General features: G+C 73.3%; 17 protein-coding genes. 10 read left to right on the top strand and 7 right to left on the bottom strand.

Annotated features, from left to right (window positions below; all coding sequences use genetic code 11):
* Positions 1-45: 45 nt before the first annotated feature.
* From EES41_RS34395 to EES41_RS34385, 3 genes are read right to left on the bottom strand one after another with little or no spacing between them, the layout of a single operon-like run.
* Positions 46-2,391, bottom strand: a complete 2,346-nt coding sequence (locus tag EES41_RS34395) for an FtsX-like permease family protein (RefSeq protein ID WP_123081795.1) — start codon at positions 2,389-2,391, stop codon at positions 46-48.
* Positions 2,392-2,393: 2 nt separating this feature from the next.
* Positions 2,394-3,215, bottom strand: a complete 822-nt coding sequence (locus EES41_RS34390) for an ABC transporter ATP-binding protein (protein ID WP_254211679.1) — start codon at positions 3,213-3,215, stop codon at positions 2,394-2,396.
* The gene (locus tag EES41_RS34385) at positions 3,212-3,718 is read right to left on the bottom strand and encodes a PadR family transcriptional regulator (protein WP_123081794.1); all 507 of its coding nucleotides are present in this window, start codon (positions 3,716-3,718) and stop codon (positions 3,212-3,214) included. Before EES41_RS34385 ends, EES41_RS34390 begins: the two co-directional genes overlap by 4 nt.
* Before the next feature lie 168 nt (positions 3,719-3,886).
* Here EES41_RS34385 and EES41_RS34380 point away from each other — a divergent pair, with 168 nt between their 5' ends.
* The 5 genes from EES41_RS34380 (at position 3,887) to EES41_RS34360 (ending at position 10,681) form a co-directional block, all read left to right on the top strand.
* Positions 3,887-5,161 (top strand): ABC transporter substrate-binding protein, encoded by a 1,275-nt coding sequence (locus tag EES41_RS34380; protein ID WP_123081793.1) that lies wholly within the window; start codon positions 3,887-3,889, stop codon positions 5,159-5,161.
* A gap of 214 nt (positions 5,162-5,375) precedes the next feature.
* Positions 5,376-7,058, top strand: a complete 1,683-nt coding sequence (locus EES41_RS34375; protein ID WP_123081792.1) for a glycoside hydrolase family 13 protein — start codon at positions 5,376-5,378, stop codon at positions 7,056-7,058.
* Positions 7,059-7,111: 53 nt separating this feature from the next.
* On the top strand, positions 7,112-8,443 hold the full coding sequence (locus EES41_RS34370) for an ABC transporter substrate-binding protein (RefSeq protein ID WP_123081791.1): 1,332 nt from the start codon (positions 7,112-7,114) through the stop codon (positions 8,441-8,443).
* Positions 8,444-8,453: 10 nt separating this feature from the next.
* Positions 8,454-9,821 (top strand): ABC transporter permease subunit, encoded by a 1,368-nt coding sequence (locus EES41_RS34365; protein ID WP_123081790.1) that lies wholly within the window; start codon positions 8,454-8,456, stop codon positions 9,819-9,821.
* Positions 9,818-10,681, top strand: a complete 864-nt coding sequence (locus tag EES41_RS34360; RefSeq protein ID WP_123081789.1) for a carbohydrate ABC transporter permease — start codon at positions 9,818-9,820, stop codon at positions 10,679-10,681. Before EES41_RS34365 ends, EES41_RS34360 begins: the two co-directional genes overlap by 4 nt.
* A gap of 58 nt (positions 10,682-10,739) precedes the next feature.
* On the opposite strand, the gene EES41_RS34355 is transcribed toward EES41_RS34360, so the two are convergent.
* Positions 10,740-11,312: a TetR/AcrR family transcriptional regulator gene (locus EES41_RS34355; protein ID WP_123081788.1), complete on the bottom strand. Its 573-nt coding sequence runs from the start codon at positions 11,310-11,312 to the stop codon at positions 10,740-10,742.
* A 123-nt stretch (positions 11,313-11,435) separates the two neighbouring features.
* Between EES41_RS34355 and EES41_RS34350 the strand changes: the two genes are divergently transcribed.
* A complete protein-coding gene (locus tag EES41_RS34350) occupies positions 11,436-11,891 on the top strand; it encodes a nuclear transport factor 2 family protein (protein ID WP_123081787.1) in 456 nt (151 codons plus the stop codon).
* 53 nt (positions 11,892-11,944) lie between these two features.
* Here the strand turns inward: EES41_RS34350 and EES41_RS34345 are convergent, their stop codons facing one another.
* On the bottom strand, positions 11,945-12,379 hold the full coding sequence (locus EES41_RS34345) for a MauE/DoxX family redox-associated membrane protein (protein ID WP_123081786.1): 435 nt from the start codon (positions 12,377-12,379) through the stop codon (positions 11,945-11,947).
* 316 nt (positions 12,380-12,695) lie between these two features.
* Between EES41_RS34345 and EES41_RS34340 the strand changes: the two genes are divergently transcribed.
* The gene (locus EES41_RS34340) at positions 12,696-12,908 is read left to right on the top strand and encodes a hypothetical protein (protein WP_123081785.1); all 213 of its coding nucleotides are present in this window, start codon (positions 12,696-12,698) and stop codon (positions 12,906-12,908) included.
* A 13-nt stretch (positions 12,909-12,921) separates the two neighbouring features.
* Here EES41_RS34340 and EES41_RS34335 read toward each other — a convergent pair whose 3' ends face one another.
* Positions 12,922-14,520, bottom strand: coding sequence for a TROVE domain-containing protein (locus tag EES41_RS34335; RefSeq protein ID WP_123081784.1), 1,599 nt, complete (start codon positions 14,518-14,520; stop codon positions 12,922-12,924).
* 398 nt (positions 14,521-14,918) lie between these two features.
* Between EES41_RS34335 and EES41_RS34330 the strand changes: the two genes are divergently transcribed.
* Complete coding sequence (locus tag EES41_RS34330) at positions 14,919-15,320, top strand: cofilin family protein (RefSeq protein WP_123081783.1); 402 nt, start codon at positions 14,919-14,921, stop codon at positions 15,318-15,320.
* A gap of 196 nt (positions 15,321-15,516) precedes the next feature.
* Complete coding sequence (locus tag EES41_RS34325) at positions 15,517-16,086, top strand: hypothetical protein (RefSeq protein WP_164496022.1); 570 nt, start codon at positions 15,517-15,519, stop codon at positions 16,084-16,086.
* On the opposite strand, the gene EES41_RS34320 is transcribed toward EES41_RS34325, so the two are convergent.
* Positions 16,013-16,798 (bottom strand): AAA family ATPase, encoded by a 786-nt coding sequence (locus EES41_RS34320; protein WP_254211678.1) that lies wholly within the window; start codon positions 16,796-16,798, stop codon positions 16,013-16,015. The genes EES41_RS34325 and EES41_RS34320 overlap by 74 nt on opposite strands.
* 297 nt (positions 16,799-17,095) lie before the next feature.
* On the opposite strand from EES41_RS34320, the gene EES41_RS34315 reads away from it, so the two are divergent.
* On the top strand, positions 17,096-18,421 hold the full coding sequence (locus EES41_RS34315) for a phytase (RefSeq protein WP_123081780.1): 1,326 nt from the start codon (positions 17,096-17,098) through the stop codon (positions 18,419-18,421).
* Positions 18,422-18,476: the final 55 nt, after the last annotated feature.

Genomic DNA, 18,476 nt, shown 5'->3' with positions numbered 1-18,476 from the left:
TTCTGTCAAGCCTTACGAGCACCTCGCTCCGAGAGCCCCTCGCACTCAGAGCGTCTCGCTCAGGGAGTCCGCCAGCCGTCGGCGTGCCGTGCGGGTCGCCGGGACCATCGCCGCCGCGACCGCGCCGAGGACCGTTCCCAGGACCACCGTCACCAGCACCGTCGGCGAGGGCAGGTGGGCGATTCCCGCGCCGATGCCGCTCGACGCGCCCTGGGCGTCCACGAGCCAGCTGCCGGACACCGCGCCCACCGTCGTTCCCACGACGGCGGCCGCCAGCGCGGTCAGGCCGGCGGCCGTCACGATCATCGAACCGATCTGGCGCGGCGTCAGCCCGATCGCCTTCAGGGCCAGCAGGTCCCGGCTCCGGTCACGCACGCCCGTACTGATCTGTGTCAGCAGTTCGGTCAGCCCGATCAGCGCCAGCACCGCGATCAAGGCGGCCATCACCCCGCGCGCCGGTTCCAGCCGGTCGGCCGGGTTGGGCGTCTCGCGGACCTCCAGGGCTCCGCCGGTCGCGCCGGCGAGCTCGGCGCTCACCGCCCGGGGGTCCGCGCCCGCGCGCAGCACCAGGGCGTGGTAGTCGGGCCGCAGCCCCGGGTCGCGCTCCCGCAGTGCGTCGATCGTCGTGGTGATCACCCGTCCGCCGGATTCGGGTTCGATGGTGCGCCCCACGAGGTGCAGGACCTGCGGCCGCCCCTCGACGGTCATCCGCACCCACGCGCCGACCCGCACCCCGAGGAGATCGAGCAGTCCCTGCCCGGCCACCGCCTCGTCCGGGCCGCCGACGGCCCGCCCTTCCACCACCTTGGAGGGGTACGGCTCCCGGGCCGTGCCCAGCCCCCGGAGGGTGATCGTGCCGGTCTGCCCCGGCACGAGCGCCGCCATCTCCGCGCCCGGATGGACCGAGGCGATGTCCGGGACCGCCGTGAGGGTCTTCTCCAGTTCCGCGTCGGACGACCCCGCGGGCTGCGCCGCCCGTACGGTCAGGGCCGCGGGCAGCCCCATCCCGGCGGGCCGGCCGCGGAACTGGTCCAGCGTCGACCAGGCTACGAGCGCGACCGTGATGAGCACCAGCGGCAGGGCGAGCCGCGCCACGGGGACGAGCGTCCGGCCGCGCCGGGGGAACGCCGCGCGCCACCCGAGGACCAGGGCGGGAGGCACTCGTACGCCGAGAGCCCGCCTCCCGAGGGCGGTCATCGGGGCGGCGGACGGCAGCGCCGCGCGGGCCACCGGGACCGGCGGCACCCGGCCGGCCCGCCAGGCCGAGAGTCCGGTGGCGGCCGCGATCAGCAGCACCGCGCCGCAGGGGATGCCGATCATGACCGCGGTGTAGCCGGGCAGGTCCTGCCACACGGCCGCGGCCCCGCCTATCCGCCCGGGTATGCGGGCGCCGAGGAGGGCGATCGCCGCCGTGCCCAGGGAGACGCCGAGGCAGGCGAAGGCGAGGTGCTGTACAAGGAAGCCGCGGGTCACCTGGCCGGGGGTGAAGCCGACGGCTTTGAGGACGGCGATGTCCCTCAGCTGGCCGCGGACCCGGGCGCCGATGGCTCCGGCCGCGGCGAGGGCCGCCGCGAGCAGCGCGCCGAGTCCGAAGACGGCGAACATCTGGCCGATGAGCCGGTCGTCGCCGCCCGCCTCGGCCCGGGCCTGCTGCCACTTGGTGACCTGGGCCACCCGGTCGGCGCCGAGGGCGGTCACGGCCCGCTGGACGATGAAGTCGGTGTCGTCCGGATCCTCCAGGCGCAGCCCCACGCTCTGCCCGACGCTGCCGTGGGCGATCCCGTCGAAGGGGCCGGAGAGCACCCAGCCGATGCCGGGGCCGCCACCCGGGTGGTAGCGGGGCTCGGCCACCTCTGCGATCCCGCTGACCCGGAGTTCGTGCGGCGCGCCGTCCGGGCCGGTGACCCGTACCGTATCGCCCGGCTCCGCCCAGAGCGCCCGGGCGACCGAGGTCTCCAGCACGACGGCGCCGGCTTCGGTGCCGGCGCGGGCGCCCTCGTCGGGCGGGGTGAGCCAGCTGCCGGCGGTGATGAGCGGGCGCCCCGTTTCCGGGGCCGCCGCCGCGGTCTCGCGCAGGGTCACCCCGACCCGCGCGCCGCGCGACTCGACGGTGGTCGCCGTCGTGCGGTAGGGGCCGGACAGGGCTTCCACCCCGGCCACGCGGGACAGGGCGTCGATGTCCGCGCCGGCCGCGCCGGCCCTGGTGTGCAGCCAGATGTGCGCGCCGTGGGACTGGTTGAAGATCCGCTGCCAGGGGTTGGCGGCGTAGCTGAACAGCGCACCGGCGAGCAGGAGCGAGGCGATGATCCCTGCGCTGGCCAGCACGACGAAGAGGGCTTCGCCGCGGTGTGCGCGGAAGTCGGCGTGCGCCCAGCGCAGGGTGGCCCGCACAGTCACTGCTTGAGGTCCAGGTCCAGTACGCCGGTGACGCCGCGGGCCGGCCCGGGGCGGCCGCCGCCGAGCTGGGCGTCGTCGGCTATGCGCCCGTCGAAGAAGCTGATGACGCGGTCGGCGGCGCTGGCCATCCGGGCGTCATGGGTGACCATCATGATCGTCTGGCCGCGTTGGTGGAACCGGGAGAGCAGCCGCAGCACCTCGCGGGTGCCCTTGCTGTCGAGGCTGCCGGCCGGTTCGTCAGCGAGCAGCAGCGCGGGGTGGTTGACCAGGGCGCGGGCGAGCGCGACCCGCTGCTGTTCGCCGCCGGAGAGTTCGCCGGGCATGGATCGTTCGCGGCCTTCGAGGCCGAGTTCGGCGAGGAGTTCGGCGCGGGAGGCGCGGGCGGCCTTCGGGGAGGTGCCGGCGAGGAGGGCGGGCAGTTCCACGTTGTCGGCGACGGTGAGGTTGGAGACCAGGTTGAAGAACTGGAAGACGACGCCGATGCTGCGGCGTCGCAGGACGGCCCAGCGGGCCTCGCGGTACTGATCGACCCGTTCCCCGCCGAGCCACAGCTTCCCGCTGTCGGGCCGCTGGAGCCCGCCGATCAGGTGCAGCAGGGTGGATTTGCCGGCTCCCGACGGCCCGGTGACCGCGACGAACTCCCCCGGCCGGATGGACAGGTCCACCCCGCACACGGCGTCGACCGGTACGCCCTCGCCGTGGTGCGTCTTGGTCAGGCCCTCGGCGCGCACGAGGGGCTCGACGGCCCCGGGGTGCGCGGTGGGGTCGCTGGGGTCGGTGGTCGGCGCATCGGGAGCGGTGGTGGCCCGGTCGCTCATTCCAGCTCCTCCTGACAGCGTTCCAGCCAGTCCAGGTCGGCCTGCAGGTGCAGCATGGCGCCCTCGATCAGCAGGTGGGAGATCTTGTTGTCGCGGTCCTCCGCCGCGGCCAGCTTCGACAGGTCCCGCATGGTGTTGAGGTACTGCCGCCGCTGCCTGTTGATCAGCGCGACCGGATCCGCCAGACCCGACCTCGGCGCGAGTGCGAGTTTCATGAAGAACTCGTCCCGCACCCGGGGTTCCTCGGCCGTCTCCTCGAACCAGGCCAGCACGGCCTCGCGTCCGGCGTCCGTCAGCTTGTACGTGCGCTTGTTGGGCCGTCCCGACTGCTCGACGTCCTCGCCCTCGATCAGGCCGCTCTTCTCCAGGCGGCCGAGGGTGACGTAGATCTGGCCGACGTTGGGCTGAGGGTACGCGGCGCCCAGGAGCTTCTCAAGGTCCTGCTTCAGCTCGTAACCGTGCGCAGGGCTACGAGTGAGGAGCGCAAGGAGCGCCAGCCGCACTCGCTCCCCCTCCTTCCCGCTCCGTAGTCAACGGTTCACTCGGCAGCGGACCGGGTCGAGCCGCCGTACGTCTTGTCTGCCTGGGCGTCTAGTATCGCCCATGCCTAACGGGTATATATAGGCCACGATGGTCGGCGGCGCTGCCGGATCGTGCTCTGGGAGGAATCTATGCGGTGGATGCGTGCCGCGGGTAGAGCCCTCCTGGTCGGGGCGGTGGTGCTGGCGGGGTACGCCGGTTTCGGTGTCCACGCGGACGCGGGCGCGGCCGCCGGGGCCCGTGGTCCGCTGACGCTCGTGACGGCGGGCGATCTGACCGACTACCTCTCCCCGCTCCTCGACGACTGGAACGGCGCTCATCCTGCGGAGCGCGTCACGCTCGTCGAGCTGCCCGAGTCGGCGGACGAGACCCGGGCCCAGATGATCAGCGAACTGCGGTCGGGCCGCGACCGGTTCGACGTACTGAACATCGACGTCGCCTGGACCTCGGAGTTCGCGGCGGCCGGGTGGATCGCCCCGCTGGAGCGCGGCCGCTTCCCGCTGGACGCCTTCCTGCGCCCGGTCGTCGACACGGCGACCTTCGACGGACGGCTCTACGCGGTCCCGTACGTCACCAACGCGGGGCTGCTCTACTACCGCAAGGACATCCTGGACCGGGAGGGCGAGGAGCCGCCGCGCACCTGGCCCGAGCTGATCCGGCAGGCGCGCACGATCGCGCCGAAGTACGGACTGGACGGCTACGCGGGACAGTTCCTGCCGTACGAAGGACTCACCGTCAACGTCACCGAGGCCGTGCACTCGGCGGGCGGTTCGATCCTGCGCGACGACGGCGCGCGGGTGACCGTCGACTCCGACGCGGCCCGCGCCGGGCTGGGCTTCCTCGCGGACGGCGTGCGGGACGGCTGGATCTCCCGAGAGGCGCTCGGCTACAAGGAGGAGGAGTCGCGGCGGGCGTTCCAGGACGGCCGGCTGCTCTTCCTGCGGAACTGGCCGTACGTGTACGCCGACGCCGGCGCGAACGGCTCGAAGGTCGCCGGCAAGTTCGGCGCCGTGCCGCTGCCCGGACCCGACGGGCCGGGCACCAGCGTGCTGGGCGGCTCCAACCTCGCGGTGAGCAGCCATGCGCGGCATCCGGCCTCGGCGGCCGATCTGATCTCCTACCTGACCAGTGAACGGGTCCAGCGGAAGGTCCTGACCGAGGGCTCGCTGCCACCGGTGCGGGCCGCGCTGTACGAGGACCCCGAGCTGGTCCGCGCGTACCCGTACCTGCCCACGCTCCGCCAGAGCGTGCTGGCGGCGGTGCCGCGCCCCAAGAGTCCGCGCTACGACCAGGTGAGCCTCGCCGTGCAGGCCGTGGCGCAGGACGTGATGGCGCTGCGCCAGACGCCCGAGCAGGCGACGGCGCGGCTCGCGCGCGAACTCGGGGCCATCTCCCGCACGGGCTGATCGCACTCCACTCCTTCCCCCAAGGGTCTCTACTTACATGTTAAGTAGAGACCCTTTGTCATGCATGCGGGCATCTCCGCACAAACCACCCCAGCTTTCCGCTGTTTCTGGACACATCGTTGACACCTTCCAGTCGCTGCTACTTAACATGCATGCATAACAGCGCGCCCGATCCGGGCCGCTCTCGCATTCAGCAGAAACAGGTCGACGCGAGATGCTCAGCACCCTTCCGGCCGGCACCGGCCACCCCTCCCGCACCTCCACCGCCCCTGCCCCCTGGTGGCGCGACGCGGTGATCTACCAGGTCTACGTCCGGAGCTTCCTCGACAGCACCGGGGACGGCATCGGCGACCTGGCCGGCGTCCGGGCCGGGCTCCCCTACCTGCGCAAGCTCGGTGTCGACGGGATCTGGCTCAGCCCCTTCTATCCGTCGCCGCAGCACGACCACGGCTACGACGTCGCCGACTACTGCGATGTCGACCCCGTCTACGGCGACCTCGCCGAGTTCGACCGGCTGGTGGCCGACGCCCGCAGGCTCGGGCTGAAGCTGCTGCTCGACATCGTCCCCAACCACTGTTCGAGCGAGCACCCGTGGTTCCGGGACGCGCTCGCCGCTGAGCCGGGCAGCGCGCCCCGCTCCCGTTTCCACTTCGCGCCCGGCCGAGGACCGCAGGGGGCGGAGCCGCCCAACAACTGGCGCGCCATGTTCGGCGGTCCCGCCTGGAGCCGGATCACCGAGCCCGACGGCACCCCCGGCGAGTGGTACCTGCACCTGTTCACACCCGAGCAGCCCGACCTGAACTGGCGCGACCCGGCCGTGGGCGACGACTTCGAGCAGGTGCTGCGCTTCTGGCTGGACCGCGGTGTCGACGGCTTCCGCATCGACGTCGCCGCCGGGCTGTTCAAGCACCCCGAGCTGCCCGACTCGCAGGACCCCGGAGCCGACGAGCGCGCCCGCGACGCCGTCAACCAGCTGGCCTGGAACCAGCCCGAGGTCCACGGCGTGTGGCGTCGCTGGCGCTCGGTGTGCGAGGAGTACGCCGCCCGGGACGGCCACGAGCGGCTGCTGGTCGGCGAGGTGTCCGTACCGACGGCGCGCGAACACGCCACGTACGTCCGCCCGGACGAGCTGCACCAGGCCTTCTTCTTCGACCTGCTCAGCGCCCCGTGGGACGCCGACGCCTTCCGCTCGACGATCACCGAGGCGGTACGCGACATCGCCGGCACCGGCTCCACCGTCACCTGGGTGCTCAACAACCACGACCAGGTCCGCACGGTCACCCGGTACGCGGGCGAGCCGGGGGTGGCGGGCAGCGGACTGGGAACCGCCCGCGCCCGCGCCGCCGCCCTGCTGATGCTGGCGCTGCCCGGCGCGGCGTACGTCTACCAGGGCGAGGAGCTCGGTCTTCCCGAGGTCATGGACCTGCCGGACGAGGTCCTCACCGACCCGATCTTCCACCGCACCGGCAGCCGCAAGCACGTCCGGGACGGCTGCCGGGTCCCGCTGCCCTGGTCGGGCCACGCCTCCCCGTTCGGCTTCAGCCAGGGCATGGCCGGCGCCACACCCTGGCTGCCGCAACCCGAGTGGTTCGCGGAGCACGCCACCGACCGCGCCCTCGCCGACACCCGATCGTTCTGGCACCTCTACCGCGAGGGCCTCCAGCTGCGGCGCAGCCTCCCGCAGCTGGGCGAGGGCAGCCTGCGCTGGCTGGACTCACCCCCGCAGGTGCTGGCCATCGCCCGCGGCGACGGCCTCGTCTGCGCGGTCAACTTCGGCGCGGAGCCGGTGCCCGCCCCGGTCTCCGGGCCCCCGCTGCTCGCCAGCGGGCCCTGCCCCGACGGCCTCCTCCCCGCGTCGACCGCCGCGTGGTGGACGGCCGAGTGCCCGACCCTCTGACCTCACCCATCAGACCCACCAGACCCACCACACCCACCGAGAAGGAGCTCATCATGCGACGAACCGGCAAGACGGTCCGGCGGAGCGCGGCCACCGCATCGGCGGCCCTCGCCCTCGCCCTCGGTGCCACCGCCTGCGGCGGCACCACCGGGCCCGCGAGCGGCGGCGAACTGAGCGGTCAGACCGTGACCGTGGCCGGCGTCTGGACCGGCGGCGAGCAGAAGAACTTCAAGAAGGTCCTGGACGCCTTCACCGCCAAGACCGGCGCCAAGACGGTCTTCGTACCCTCCGGCGACAACGTCTCCACCTTCATCGGCAGCAAGATCGAGGGCGGCAACGCGCCCGACGTGGTGATGGTTCCCCAGGTGGGCGTGCTCCAACAGTTCGCCAAGGCCGGCTGGCTGCTCCCCCTGTCCGACCGGGCCGCCGGCACGGCCGGCTCCTCCCTCGCCCCGGTGTGGAAGGACTACGGCACCGTCGACGGCACCTACTACGGCCTGTACTTCAAGGCGGCCCACAAGTCGACCGTCTGGTACGCCCCCGACGCCTTCTCCCAGGCCGGCGTCAGCGAGCCCAAGAGCTACGCCGACCTGCTGAAGGCCGGCCGCACCCTGGCCGACTCCGGTCGCCCCGCCTTCGCCATAGCCGGCGAGGACGGCTGGACCCTGACCGACTGGTTCGAGAACATCTACCTCTCACAGGCGGGGCCGCAGAAGTACGACCAGCTCGCCCGGCACGAGCTCAAGTGGACCGACGACAGCGTGGTCAAGGCGCTGACCACCCTGGGCGACCTCTTCAAGGACAAGCAGCTCGTCGCCGGCGGCGCCCAGAGCGCCCTGGGCACCGACTTCCCCTCGTCGGTCGAGCAGGTCTTCGGCCCCGAGCCCAAGGCGGGCATGGTCTACGAGGGCGACTTCGTCGGCGGGGTCGCCAAGGACCAGTTCGGCAGGAAGCTCGGCGAGGACGCCAAGTTCTTCCCGTTCCCCGCGGTCGACGGCGGCACGACGCCGGTGGTCAGCGGCGGCGACGCGGCCGTCGTCCTCAAGGCAGGCAAGAACGGTAAGGCCGGCATGCGGCTGCTGGAATTCCTGGCCGGCTCCGAGGCGGCCGAGATCTGGGCCGGCGCGGGCGGCTTCCTGTCCCCGAACAACAAGGTCAGCCTCGCCGCGTACGGCGACGACACCGCCCGCAGCACCGCCAAGTCGCTGGTCGAGGCGGGCGATTCGGTGCGCTTCGACATGTCCGACCAGGCCCCGGCCGCGTTCGGCGGCACCAAGGGCGCGGGCGAGTGGAAGCTGCTCCAGGACTTCCTGCGCGACCCGTCAAACCCGCAGGGCACGGCCGCGGAGCTCGAAGCCGCGGCCGCCAAGGCGTACGGGAACTGAGGCGGCCACCATGGCTGACACCGTGACCGCCCGCGCCGCGGCGAACCCGCGGCGCCGGGCTCAGCGAAAGAAACGCCGTCTCGCGATCGTCTTCGTACTGCCGGCCCTGCTGCTGCTCGGCGCACTGGTCGTCTACCCGGTCATCTTCTCCTTCGGCCGCAGTCTCTTCGACGCCAGTGGCGACCGGTTCGTCGGAGCCGGGAACTACGCGGCGATCGTCCACGACCCGGCCACCCTCAAGGCCCTGCGCAACAGCACCATCTGGGTCGTCGTCGCCCCTCTCCTGCTGACGGGACTCGGGCTGATGCTCGCCGTGCTCACCGAGAAGGTGCGCTGGGCGACCGCGTTCAAGCTGGTGCTCTTCCTGCCGATGGCGGTGTCGTTCCTCGCCGCGGGCATCGTCTTCCGGCTCGCCTACGAACAGGACCCGGACCGGGGCGTGCTCAACGCGGCCGTCGTCGGCGTCCACGACGCCTTCGACGACACCGCGGCCTATCCGACGGCCCGCGCCCGCGAGGGCCAGGGGCTGACCGGAGGGGCGGGCGGCCCGTACAGCACGGAGGCGACCGTACGCCCCGGCGGTACGGTCAGCCTCGCCTTCGTCGGAGTGGCAGCCGGCGGGGTACCCGCCGACGCGAGGCCCGCGGCCGGCGCGAACGCCGCCGGGGGCGGGTCGCCCGGTGCGGGGACGGCGCCCGGTCCGGACGGCATCGCGGGCGTCGTCTTCCTCGACTTCGCGCCCGGCGGCGCCGGCACGCCCGGCAAGATCGACCCGGGCGAGAAGGGCCTGCCCGGGATGGTGGTGGAGGCCGTACGGGACGGCCGGGTGGCCGCGACCGCCACCGCCTCCGCCGACGGCTCGTTCCGCTTCACCGGGCTGGCCGAGGGCGAGTACGCCGTACGGCTGCCCGCGGCCAACTTCGCGGCCCCGTACCGGGGCGTGAACTGGCTCGGCCCGGCGCTCGTGACGCCCGCCATCATCGGCGCGTACCTGTGGGTGTGGACCGGCTTCGCGATGGTCCTGATCGGCGCCGGGCTCGCGGCGATCCCGCGCGACGCGCTGGAGGCCGCGCGGATGGACGGTGCCAGCGAGGGCCAGATCTTCCGCAGGATCACCGTGCCGCTCCTGGCGCCGGTCCTCACCGTGGTCTTCGTGACCCTGGTGATCAATGTGATGAAGGTCTTCGACCTCGTCTACATCATCGCGCCGGGACCGGTGCAGGAGGAGGCGAACGTACTGGCCACCCGGATGTGGCTGGTCTCCTTCGGCGGCGGCAACGACCAGGGGCTCGGCAGCGCGCTCAGCGTCGTGCTGCTCCTGCTGGTCGTCCCCGCGATGGTCTTCAACGTCCGGCGATTCCGAAGGAGCGGAGCATGAGCGGCCACGGCACCATCCGGCGACGCGGGTTGTCACGCCTGCTGAGCGGCTCCGTCGTCCAGGGCGTGCTGATTCTGGTCGCCCTCGTATGGATCACCCCGCTGGCGGGACTGCTCCTCTCCTCGATGCGCTCGGAGCGGGACAACGCCTCCGACGGGTGGTGGACCGCGCTGAGCGACCCGTCGCAGCTGTCCCTGGACAACTACGGCGCCCTGCTGAAGGACTCCGGCATCGCGGCGGCCTTCGGGAACACCGTCCTGATCTCGGTTCCCACCACCGCCCTGGTCGTCGCCATCGCGGCACTCGCCGGATACGCCTTCGCCTGGCTGGAGTTCCCCGGGCGGGACGGCATCTTCCTCGTGGTCGTCGGGCTGCTGGTCGTGCCCGTGCAGATCGGACTGCTGCCGGTGGCCAAACTCTTCGGCGCGGTCGGGCTGTTCGGCACGATCCCCGGAGTCGTCCTCTTCCACGTCGCCTACGGGCTGCCGTTCGCGGTCTTCCTGCTGCGCAACTACTTCGCGGAGATACCGCGCGAGATTCTGGAAGCCGCCCGGATGGACGGCGGGAGCGAGTGGCGGATCTTCTCCCGGCTCGTGCTGCCGCTCGGCCGGCCGGCCATCGCGAGCCTGGCCATCTTCCAGTTCCTCTGGGTCTGGAACGACATGCTCGTGGCGCTGCTCTTCGCGGACAGCGAGTCCCAGCCTCTGACGGTCGCGCTGCAGTCCCAGATACGGCAGTTCGGAAGCAACATCAGCGTGCTCGCGCCGGGTGCGTTCCTGTCCCTGGTGGTCCCGCTGGTCGTCTTCTTCGCCTTCCAGCGGCACTTCGTCCAGGGGGTGATGGCGGGCTCGGTGAAGTAACGGCCCGCCGGCGGCCGCCCGTTGCGGCCGCCGGCCGGTCAGCGGCACCGCCGGCCGGTCAGCGGGGCCGCAGCCCGTCGAAGACCACGTCGAAGATCCGCTCCCGGGCCTCCGGGGCCGCGCTGAGCTGCTCCACCATCGCGCCGGTTCCGACCAGGAGGGCGAGCAGCTCCGGCATACACAGCTCCGGGCGCACCGCCCCGGCCCGCTGCGCCTCGGACAGCAGGCCGGCCAGCCGCGTCTGGATCTCCCGGGTCGGCTCCTGCAGCGACGCGTGCACGTCCACGCCGGCCGCCGCGAGCGCCCGGACGAACTCGCTCTTGCCCGCGGACTGTTCCACCACGAGGCGGAAGCAGGAGAAGAAGGCCTCGGCCGGACCGTTCTCTTCCGCCAGCCGCGCGGTGATGGCCGCCATCGCCTCCAGCCTGCCCACCATCACCGCGGCCAGCAGCGCCTCCTTGGTCGGGAAGTGCCGGAAGAGCGTGCCGACCCCGACGCCGGCGGCCCTGGCGATCTCCTCGGTCGACACGCCGACGCCGCGGGTGGTGAACACCTCCGTGGCGACATCGAGCACCCTGGCCCGGTTGCGGGCCGCGTCCGCCCGCAGCGGGCGCTCTTGACCGCCGCTCATCCACTTCCGCCTTCCCTCGCGAGCGGCCGAAGTGCCCTCTGGACAACCGGAGTTGCCAGTCCGTATCGTTGAAAACGGAGCCGCCAGTCCGATTCTAGCGGCCGATCCCGCCGGAGGTCGATCATGCCCAAAACGCTGTCACCGCGAGAGGTCTTCCACACGCTGCTGGAGCGCATCAACGCCGAGCGCTTCTCGGAGCTGGCCGAACTCTACGCACCGGACGCCGTCGTGGAGACCGTCTTCGAGCCGGTCGGGCCGCGCCGCTTCGAGGGCCGGGCCGTGCTGGAAGCGCGGTTCGCGGAAGTCTCCGCGGGTCGGCCCGTGCGGCTGACCCCGGCGAACGTGCTCGTCCGGGAGACCGACGACCCAGAGGTGGTCGTCGCCGAGTGGGACTACCGGGTGCACCACCGGGCGACCGGGCGGAACTTCGAGACCGCCAACATCCAGGTGCTGCGGGTCCGCGACGGCCTGATCGTCGAGAGCCGGGACTTCCACGACCACCTGGCCCTCATCGTGGCCGGCGGCAACCTGCCGCAACTGGTGGCGGCGCTGGAGGACGGGGACGGCCGGCCCGCCTGAGGGCCGTTCAGGTGACCGGCGGGGCGGGGCCGGACCGGCAGCGGTGTTCGGGCTCAGCGGTGTTCGGTCACGCCCTCGATGACGAGGGAGGCGCCGATGCCCAACAGCCAGACGTCCTTGGCCAGCGCCGTTCCCTGCTCCGTGGGAAGCAGGCTGCCCTCGCGGCGCATCCCGGGCGTGCACAGGTAGAGCCCGAGCAGGCCGGCGGAGAAGGCGGTCAGCGCGGCACCGGCCGCGACGGCGGGGACCACCGGCACGAGCAGTGCCCCGGCGATGGCGAGCTCCCCGGCCGCGAGCAGCCGGGCGAACCGCTGTGCGTCGAGCTTGCCGAGGAAGGGATAGGTGGCGGCGGCGAACTGCTGCAGCCCTTCGGCGCCGGCCCGGTCCGTGTGGAGTTTCGACAGGCCGGAGTTCAGGAAGAAGGCGCCGACGGTGAGCCTGAGCGGCAGTTGCCGTGCCGTGGTGCGGCACGCCGAGCGTGAGGTCATGACGGATCTCCCAACCGGGTAACCCCCGCCCACCACCCTGCCAGCCGCCGGAAGCGTGTCAAACGCGCGCCGCCGATACGGGCCTCCGTGACGCTGCACTCGCCCGGCAGCGCCAGAGCGGCGGCCGGTGGTGCGGGCCTGGTCCGGTCGGGTGGGGCCGGGGCTTTGATCTGTTCAGGCCGCCGTACGTGCGGCGGGCTTCGGGGGCTCGGCTATTCGGGTCGGTGCGGCTGCGCTTGCGCGCCCGACGCCGCGTGGATCGCGGCCAGCCAGGCGTCCATGAGTCCGTCGGACCGCGTGGCCGGGCGGCGATGGGGTGGGCGCCGGTCCGGGCGGGCGGCCGGCGCGCACGTACACGCTGGTCGGGACCCGGGGCCCGGACGGTCAGCCCGTCCGGATCGCCAGTGGCCGCGCCGCCGGAACCGTCATCACCCGCCAGGAGGGCCGGGGGCGGCGGCGGTTCGAGCTGACCGACGCGGTCCTGTCGGACGGTACGTACGCGGCCGAGCCCCTCGACGGATACCGGTGACGCTCCGGGTTCGTCACTCCGGGTCGGCGGTCCACGGCCAGGCAGCGGCGCGGCCCGCCTCGATGAGCCCGACCATCCGGAAGGCGGCGTCCGTGAGACCGCCGAAGGTGTGCCGGTGGGGGCCCTGAGGGGCGTGGGCGGGCTGGTACCCCGCCAGGTTCCAGGTGTAGACCGGGATCTCGGCCGGTACCGGTTCCGCCGGGCCGCCCCGGCCTTGGTGCGCGGCCTGCTCGTCGGTGACGATCAGAACCCGGTCGTGCCCCGCGTAGTGGGCGCGGACCGCCGTCGCGGTGTGGGTGCCGCCAAGGCTGTGGAACCGTTTCAGCGCCTCCAGCACCGGTTCCCCGGCGGCGAAGGGCACCGCCGCGCTGGACCATCCGAACTCCACCAGGTCCGCCTGTTCGGCGCGCATCGCCAGCGCCGCGCCGAAGACGGCCGCCGCGTCCGCCCGGTTCAGGGTGGACCGCTCGGAGACGGTGTCCCAGAACATGGAGTCCGACCGGTCCACCAGGATCAGCGTCCGGCCGGGCAGCGCCGGTACGTTGGCCAGCGCGTGGCCCAGGGCCCGTTCCAGCGGGACCGCCCAGCGCGGCGACGGCGCGTGCCGGTGGGCGGCCAGGTAGCGGAAGGGGAACTGCCGGGACCGGGCGACCTCGGAGGCGTCCGAGACGCGTGCGGCGACGCGGGCCGCCGTCTCGTCCGAGATCCCGGCCTCGTCGAAGTTCCGGAGGTTCCGCAGCAGTGCCATCGGTCCCATCGAGGGGATCACGGCCTCCCAGACGGCGGCGTCCATCGGCCCCTGGAGCCAGCCCGCCAGGGCCTCCCAGGTCAGGCTGGCCGCGGCGAGCCGCTCGGCACCGCCCGGCCCGGTCACCACGGCCCGCCGCTCGTCCACCGGCAGCTCCATCAGCGCCCGGTGTGCGCCGAGCAGCCGGTCGCCGGCCGGTGCGACCGCCTTCTCCGGGTGGTGGCGCCGGTCCAGGGCGTGCCGGAAGAGCGCGCCCTGCCAGGGCTTGCCGGGGTCGGGGGACGCGTGCACCAGGTTGAGCACGTCGCCGAAGCGGAAGGTCTTGGAGGGGGTGTCGTACTTCAGCAGCGACCGGGAGGAGTACAGCCGGCGCACGGCGTCGGCGATGCCCCGCTTCACCGGCTGCGGCACGTTGCGCCCGTACGACGCGGTCCAGTGGGCGAGCAGTTCTCCGGGCTCGTCGGCGCGCTGGAGCACCGAGTCGATCACGGAGCGGTTGGTCGGGCCCCCGGACGATCCGGCGGTGAGCCGGGCCCTGACGTAGGCGGCGGCGCCCACGAGGGACGCCGTGCGCATGTTGCCCTCGCCGCGCAGCCAGCGCAGCAGGCCGGCCGTCCATACGGGGTCCTCGACGGCGAGCTGGCCCACGAGGCGGGCGTACCGGTCGTCGCGCTCGCGGCCGCTCTCGTAGAAGGTCCGCTGGGAGACGAAGTTGCCGACGGCCAGCAGAAACAGCTCGTCCCGGGGCTCCCGGACGAAGGCCGGGCCGCCCTCGTAGGTGCGGGAGGACCGTGCGGTGGGGTCGTGCACCCGTGCTTCGGGCCGGGTGCGGGCGGCCGCCGAGACGTGCGGGGCCACGAGCATCTCGGACCAGATCTTCGAGACGCGTGGGGTGTGACGAGGCAGTGAATCCCCCCGGATCCAGAGGTACGGAAAAGGCCCCGGCCGGTGGGTTCGCGGGCCCGGAGCGAAGACGGCCGCGCCACCCGAGATCAAGGGGGCGGCGGCGTCACTTGGTTGTCTGAAGGAAGTAGCCGCAGCCGAGCGCATCGGGGGCGCGGTCGCGGTGTCACCTTAGGCATGCCACCGGACGGCGCGCCACTGAATTGACGCCCGCGCGGATGCGGCTGTTCTCGGGCCGCTCGCGCGGGACCGGGCGGGCGGGGCCGGGCAGGCGGGCGGGCCGGCGGGGTCGACCGTGCCCGCCGCCGGGGGCCCGTCGTTGATCACGGGGCCCTGGCCATGAGCGAAGCGAGGTACGCGTGAACCAGCCGACCCCCCTTTCCGTAGAGAGCCTCGATGCCCTCCAGCACCTCAAGGAGACACGGGAGATCAACACCGTGATCCTGTGCTACCCGCACCATCCCGGTGCCCTGGAACTCGACGTCGAGGGCAACCTGACCCACGACGAGATGGTCCAGGCCCTGCCCGACGACGAACCGCGTCTGATCGTCCACGAACTGTCCTTCGCCAGCCCCGAGGGCACCCGCCGGAGCGAACGGCTCCTGATCCTGTGGGTCCCGGCGGCGGCCACCGCGCACGAGGAGGCCTACACGGCCGGCTACGACTCCCTCAAGGAACTGCTCCCGGACGTCCGGGTGCACCTGACGGCCAGAAGGGCGGACCAACTGGAGTACCGCAGGCTCGTCGCCCTCGCCGGGTGAGAGGGGAGGAGCCGGAGCCGTCCCTCGGCGCGGGCGCGCCGCCGGGCCGTCGTACGCCACGGCGGCGCCGGCACCACGACGGCCCGGCGCCGACGGGCGGCGGCGGCTCGATGCGCGGCGGCGGGCGCCCACGGCGCGTTCGTGCCAACAGGTGGTGGCAGGTGCCGGGATCGCTCCGCCGCGGTACGAGTACGTCATGGCGGAGAAGAAGGACAGGGCGGGCAACACCACCGGTGAGCGGCCGAACCGGCGGGGAGCCACCTTCGCCGCGCTCGCGGGAGCGCTGATCGGGGCCTTGGCCGGCCTCACGGGGAGCACGCTCGCCTACTTCGAGGCCAAGGACACGCACCGCGCCGAAGGCGCCGCGCGGCGGGCGGACATCCGGCGGGAGGCCTACGTCGACCTCTCGGCCAGCACCAACAGGTACGTGCAGCAGGCCACGCAAATGCTGAAAGTGAGCCTGGACCCCGCCAAGAGCGCGGAGGACCGGCGGCGCCAGTTCGAGGACAAGTACGCGCCCGCCAACACCGACCTCTCGCGGGCGTACACGACGGTGCGCCTCGTGACGACGCCGGACGGCAGGCGGGACCTGGAAGAGGTCGGCGCCCTCTCCTCCCGCGTGGGGAAGCTGGCGACCGACGGGTACGACCAGGGCCCCGCGGGCGTCGACACGAAGAAGGCCGGCATCGAATTCACCGAGGCGGTGGAGCGGCAGCTGGCCGCGCTGCAGACGTTCCTGGACAAGGCGGCCGGCGAAACGCTGTAGCCGCCGGCCCGCCCGCCGCCTCGGGGCGGGGGGCCGGCAGGGAGGGCGCGGGGGCCTCGTGGGTCCGGTCGAAGCCGATGGTGGTGAAGTGCCCGCGCAGCACTCGGTCGAGCATCAGCACCGAGGCGGCCTCGGACAGGCTGTCCGGGACCGGTGCGATGCCCTGCTCGGCCGGCTCCGGGGAGGCGCCGAGGTGTCGTACGAGCCGGTCCAGTCGCCGGTGGTGCCGCGCGAACACCCTGGCCGGTACCCACCGGCCGCGCGCCTCCTGGCCGGCGAGCGCGTCCGCGGCCGACACGTCGAGCATCACCACGTGCAGCTCACGGCCCTGCCCCGCCGCCGACCGGGCCAGCCAGCGGCGGATCCAGGGGCGGCTCCCGCAGTCGTGGACGAGCAGCGGCTGCCCCGTCGCGAGCGCCTCGCGCAGCCGCCTTACGTAGGCGAGGCGGGCCCACGGCCGGTACACCGCGTAGGGGAGCCGGGCCGGCATCCGGGCCTGGTACGCCTCGCGCACGTCGCGCGGGTCGACCAGCAGGACACCGGGTGACCAGGCGCGCAGCAGCGTGCTCTTGCCGCTGCCCGGCAGGCCCGACACGACCACCACCGCGCCCCGCGGATAGTGCAGGCGGTCCGCCCGCACCTCACGTCCACGCAGGTCCACCAGCCCGCGCGGGCGCAGTACCGTCCGCCGCGCCTGTTCTATGCCGTCCATCCACACCCGCTCGTTGCTCCGTCCATCGGGGAGGACGGGGATCTCACACCTGTGACGGTACCCGCGGGCGCGGGCGGCCCTCGCGCGGGGTCGTCAGAGCGCGAGCACGCCCCGGCGGCGGAACCGGAGCGGAACCCCGGCGGAACCCCGGCGGATCCGCAACCGGCGTGCCCGCACGTCGTATTCACGTCGTGCACGACTGTCCGTCGCCCGGCGACGACGAGTCCTTAACGCGGGGGCTCCAGTCTTCAGCCGCCATTGCCGCACACATGTCCGACCGACCTCCGGAGACTCCTGGTGCACCCTCGCCGTCCCGCCCGCCCCGCCGCGGCCGCCCTCGCCCTGGCCTCGGCGCTCGCCGTCCTCGCCGGCCCCACCGCGGCCGCCCCCGCTTCGGCGCTGGGCGGCCACGAGAGCGGCCGACTGCCCGCCGTCACCCCCGTGGCGGAGACCGCCACGCTGTTCGACGACGAGCGGGGCGGCAACGCCAACGCCGACGACCCCGCCATCTGGCGCAACGACGCCGACCCCGGCCGCAGTCTGGTCGTCGCCACGGCCAAGGAGGGCGGCCTGCGGGTGTACGACCTCGGGGCGCGTCAGGTGCAGGCGCTGCCGGCGCCGGGCGGGCCGGGGCCGGGCGACTCGCCGGGGCGGTTCAACAACGTCGACCTGGTCCACAGGACGCGCCTGTCGACCGGGCGGGCGGATCTCGCCGTCGTCACCGACCGCGGAAACGACCGGCTCCGCTTCTACCGCATCGACCGCGACCGCCCGGGCGGTCCGCTGACGGACGTCACCGCGCCGGCCGTGCCCCCGGTCTTCTCCGCCTCGCAGGAGGAGATCAACGACCAGCGCACCGCGTACGGCCTGGCGACCTGGACGGACCGGGCCACCGGCCGCTCCTACGCCCTGGTCAGCCGCCGCCACGAGACCCGGATCGCGCTGCTCGAACTGACCACCGCCCCCGGTGGCACGGTCGGCTACCGGCTGGTGCGGACCCTGGACCTGCCCTCCTCCTTCCGGCTGCCGAACGGCTCGTCATGGACCCCCTGCGGAGAGCCCGGCGAGCGGCCCCAGGTCGAGGGCATGGTGGTCGACCCCGCCGACGGCACCCTCTACGCCGGCCAGGAGGACGTGGGCATCTGGCGGGTGCGGGCCGATCTGACCTCGGCGCCGGTGCTGGTGGACCGGGTCCGCGAGTACGGTGTCCCGGCCGTGTACGACGCGGAGACCGAGGAGTGCGCGGCCGGCGCCGACCCGGGCTACGGAGGCCGCCGCCTGAGCGCCGACGTGGAGGGGCTGACCATCGTCGACGAGGGACACGGCGGCGGCTACCTCATGGCGTCGAGCCAGGGCGACGACACCTTCGCCTTCTACGACCGCGAGCGCGCGGACGGCCACGCGTACGAGGGCGGCGTACGGATCGCCGCGCGCTCGCGGGACCTCGACGGCTCGGAGGAGTGCGACGGGGCCGCGGCCCTGAACCGGCCCCTCGGTCGCGCCTTCCCCCGCGGCCTGCTCGTGGTCCAGGACGGTCACGACGGCCCCGAGGACGGCCCGCGCACCGCGACGGGCTTCAAGTTCGTGGACCTGGGCGAGGTACTGGACGCCCTGGACGACTGACCGGAGCGGGGCGGGGCGGGCCCGTGCGGCCGGGCCCGCCCCGCCCGTACGCCGA

It is taken from the genome of Streptomyces sp. ADI95-16 (assembly GCF_003721495.1).
Taxonomy (GTDB): Bacteria; Actinomycetota; Actinomycetes; order Streptomycetales; family Streptomycetaceae; genus Streptomyces; species Streptomyces goshikiensis.
The sequence above is the reverse complement of the archived record's forward strand: the minus strand, read 5'-3'. Positions and strand labels throughout refer to the sequence as shown.

What these genes read in the sequence shown, in the direction of transcription:
- EES41_RS34380 (WP_123081793.1), top strand. Translation starts at nt 3,887, where the DNA reads ATGCGGTGGATGCGTGCCGCGGGTAGAGCCCTCCTGGTCGGGGCGGTG.
- EES41_RS34320 (WP_254211678.1), bottom strand. Translation starts at nt 16,798, where the DNA reads ATGGACGGCATAGAACAGGCGCGGCGGACGGTACTGCGCCCGCGCGGG.
- EES41_RS34370 (WP_123081791.1), top strand. Translation starts at nt 7,112, where the DNA reads ATGCGACGAACCGGCAAGACGGTCCGGCGGAGCGCGGCCACCGCATCG.
- EES41_RS34345 (WP_123081786.1), bottom strand. Translation starts at nt 12,379, where the DNA reads ATGACCTCACGCTCGGCGTGCCGCACCACGGCACGGCAACTGCCGCTC.
- EES41_RS34350 (WP_123081787.1), top strand. Translation starts at nt 11,436, where the DNA reads ATGCCCAAAACGCTGTCACCGCGAGAGGTCTTCCACACGCTGCTGGAG.
- EES41_RS34365 (WP_123081790.1), top strand. Translation starts at nt 8,454, where the DNA reads ATGGCTGACACCGTGACCGCCCGCGCCGCGGCGAACCCGCGGCGCCGG.
- EES41_RS34335 (WP_123081784.1), bottom strand. Translation starts at nt 14,520, where the DNA reads ATGCTCGTGGCCCCGCACGTCTCGGCGGCCGCCCGCACCCGGCCCGAA.
- EES41_RS34375 (WP_123081792.1), top strand. Translation starts at nt 5,376, where the DNA reads ATGCTCAGCACCCTTCCGGCCGGCACCGGCCACCCCTCCCGCACCTCC.
- EES41_RS34390 (WP_254211679.1), bottom strand. Translation starts at nt 3,215, where the DNA reads ATGAGCGACCGGGCCACCACCGCTCCCGATGCGCCGACCACCGACCCC.
- EES41_RS34325 (WP_164496022.1), top strand. Translation starts at nt 15,517, where the DNA reads ATGGCGGAGAAGAAGGACAGGGCGGGCAACACCACCGGTGAGCGGCCG.
- EES41_RS34355 (WP_123081788.1), bottom strand. Translation starts at nt 11,312, where the DNA reads ATGAGCGGCGGTCAAGAGCGCCCGCTGCGGGCGGACGCGGCCCGCAAC.
- EES41_RS34360 (WP_123081789.1), top strand. Translation starts at nt 9,818, where the DNA reads ATGAGCGGCCACGGCACCATCCGGCGACGCGGGTTGTCACGCCTGCTG.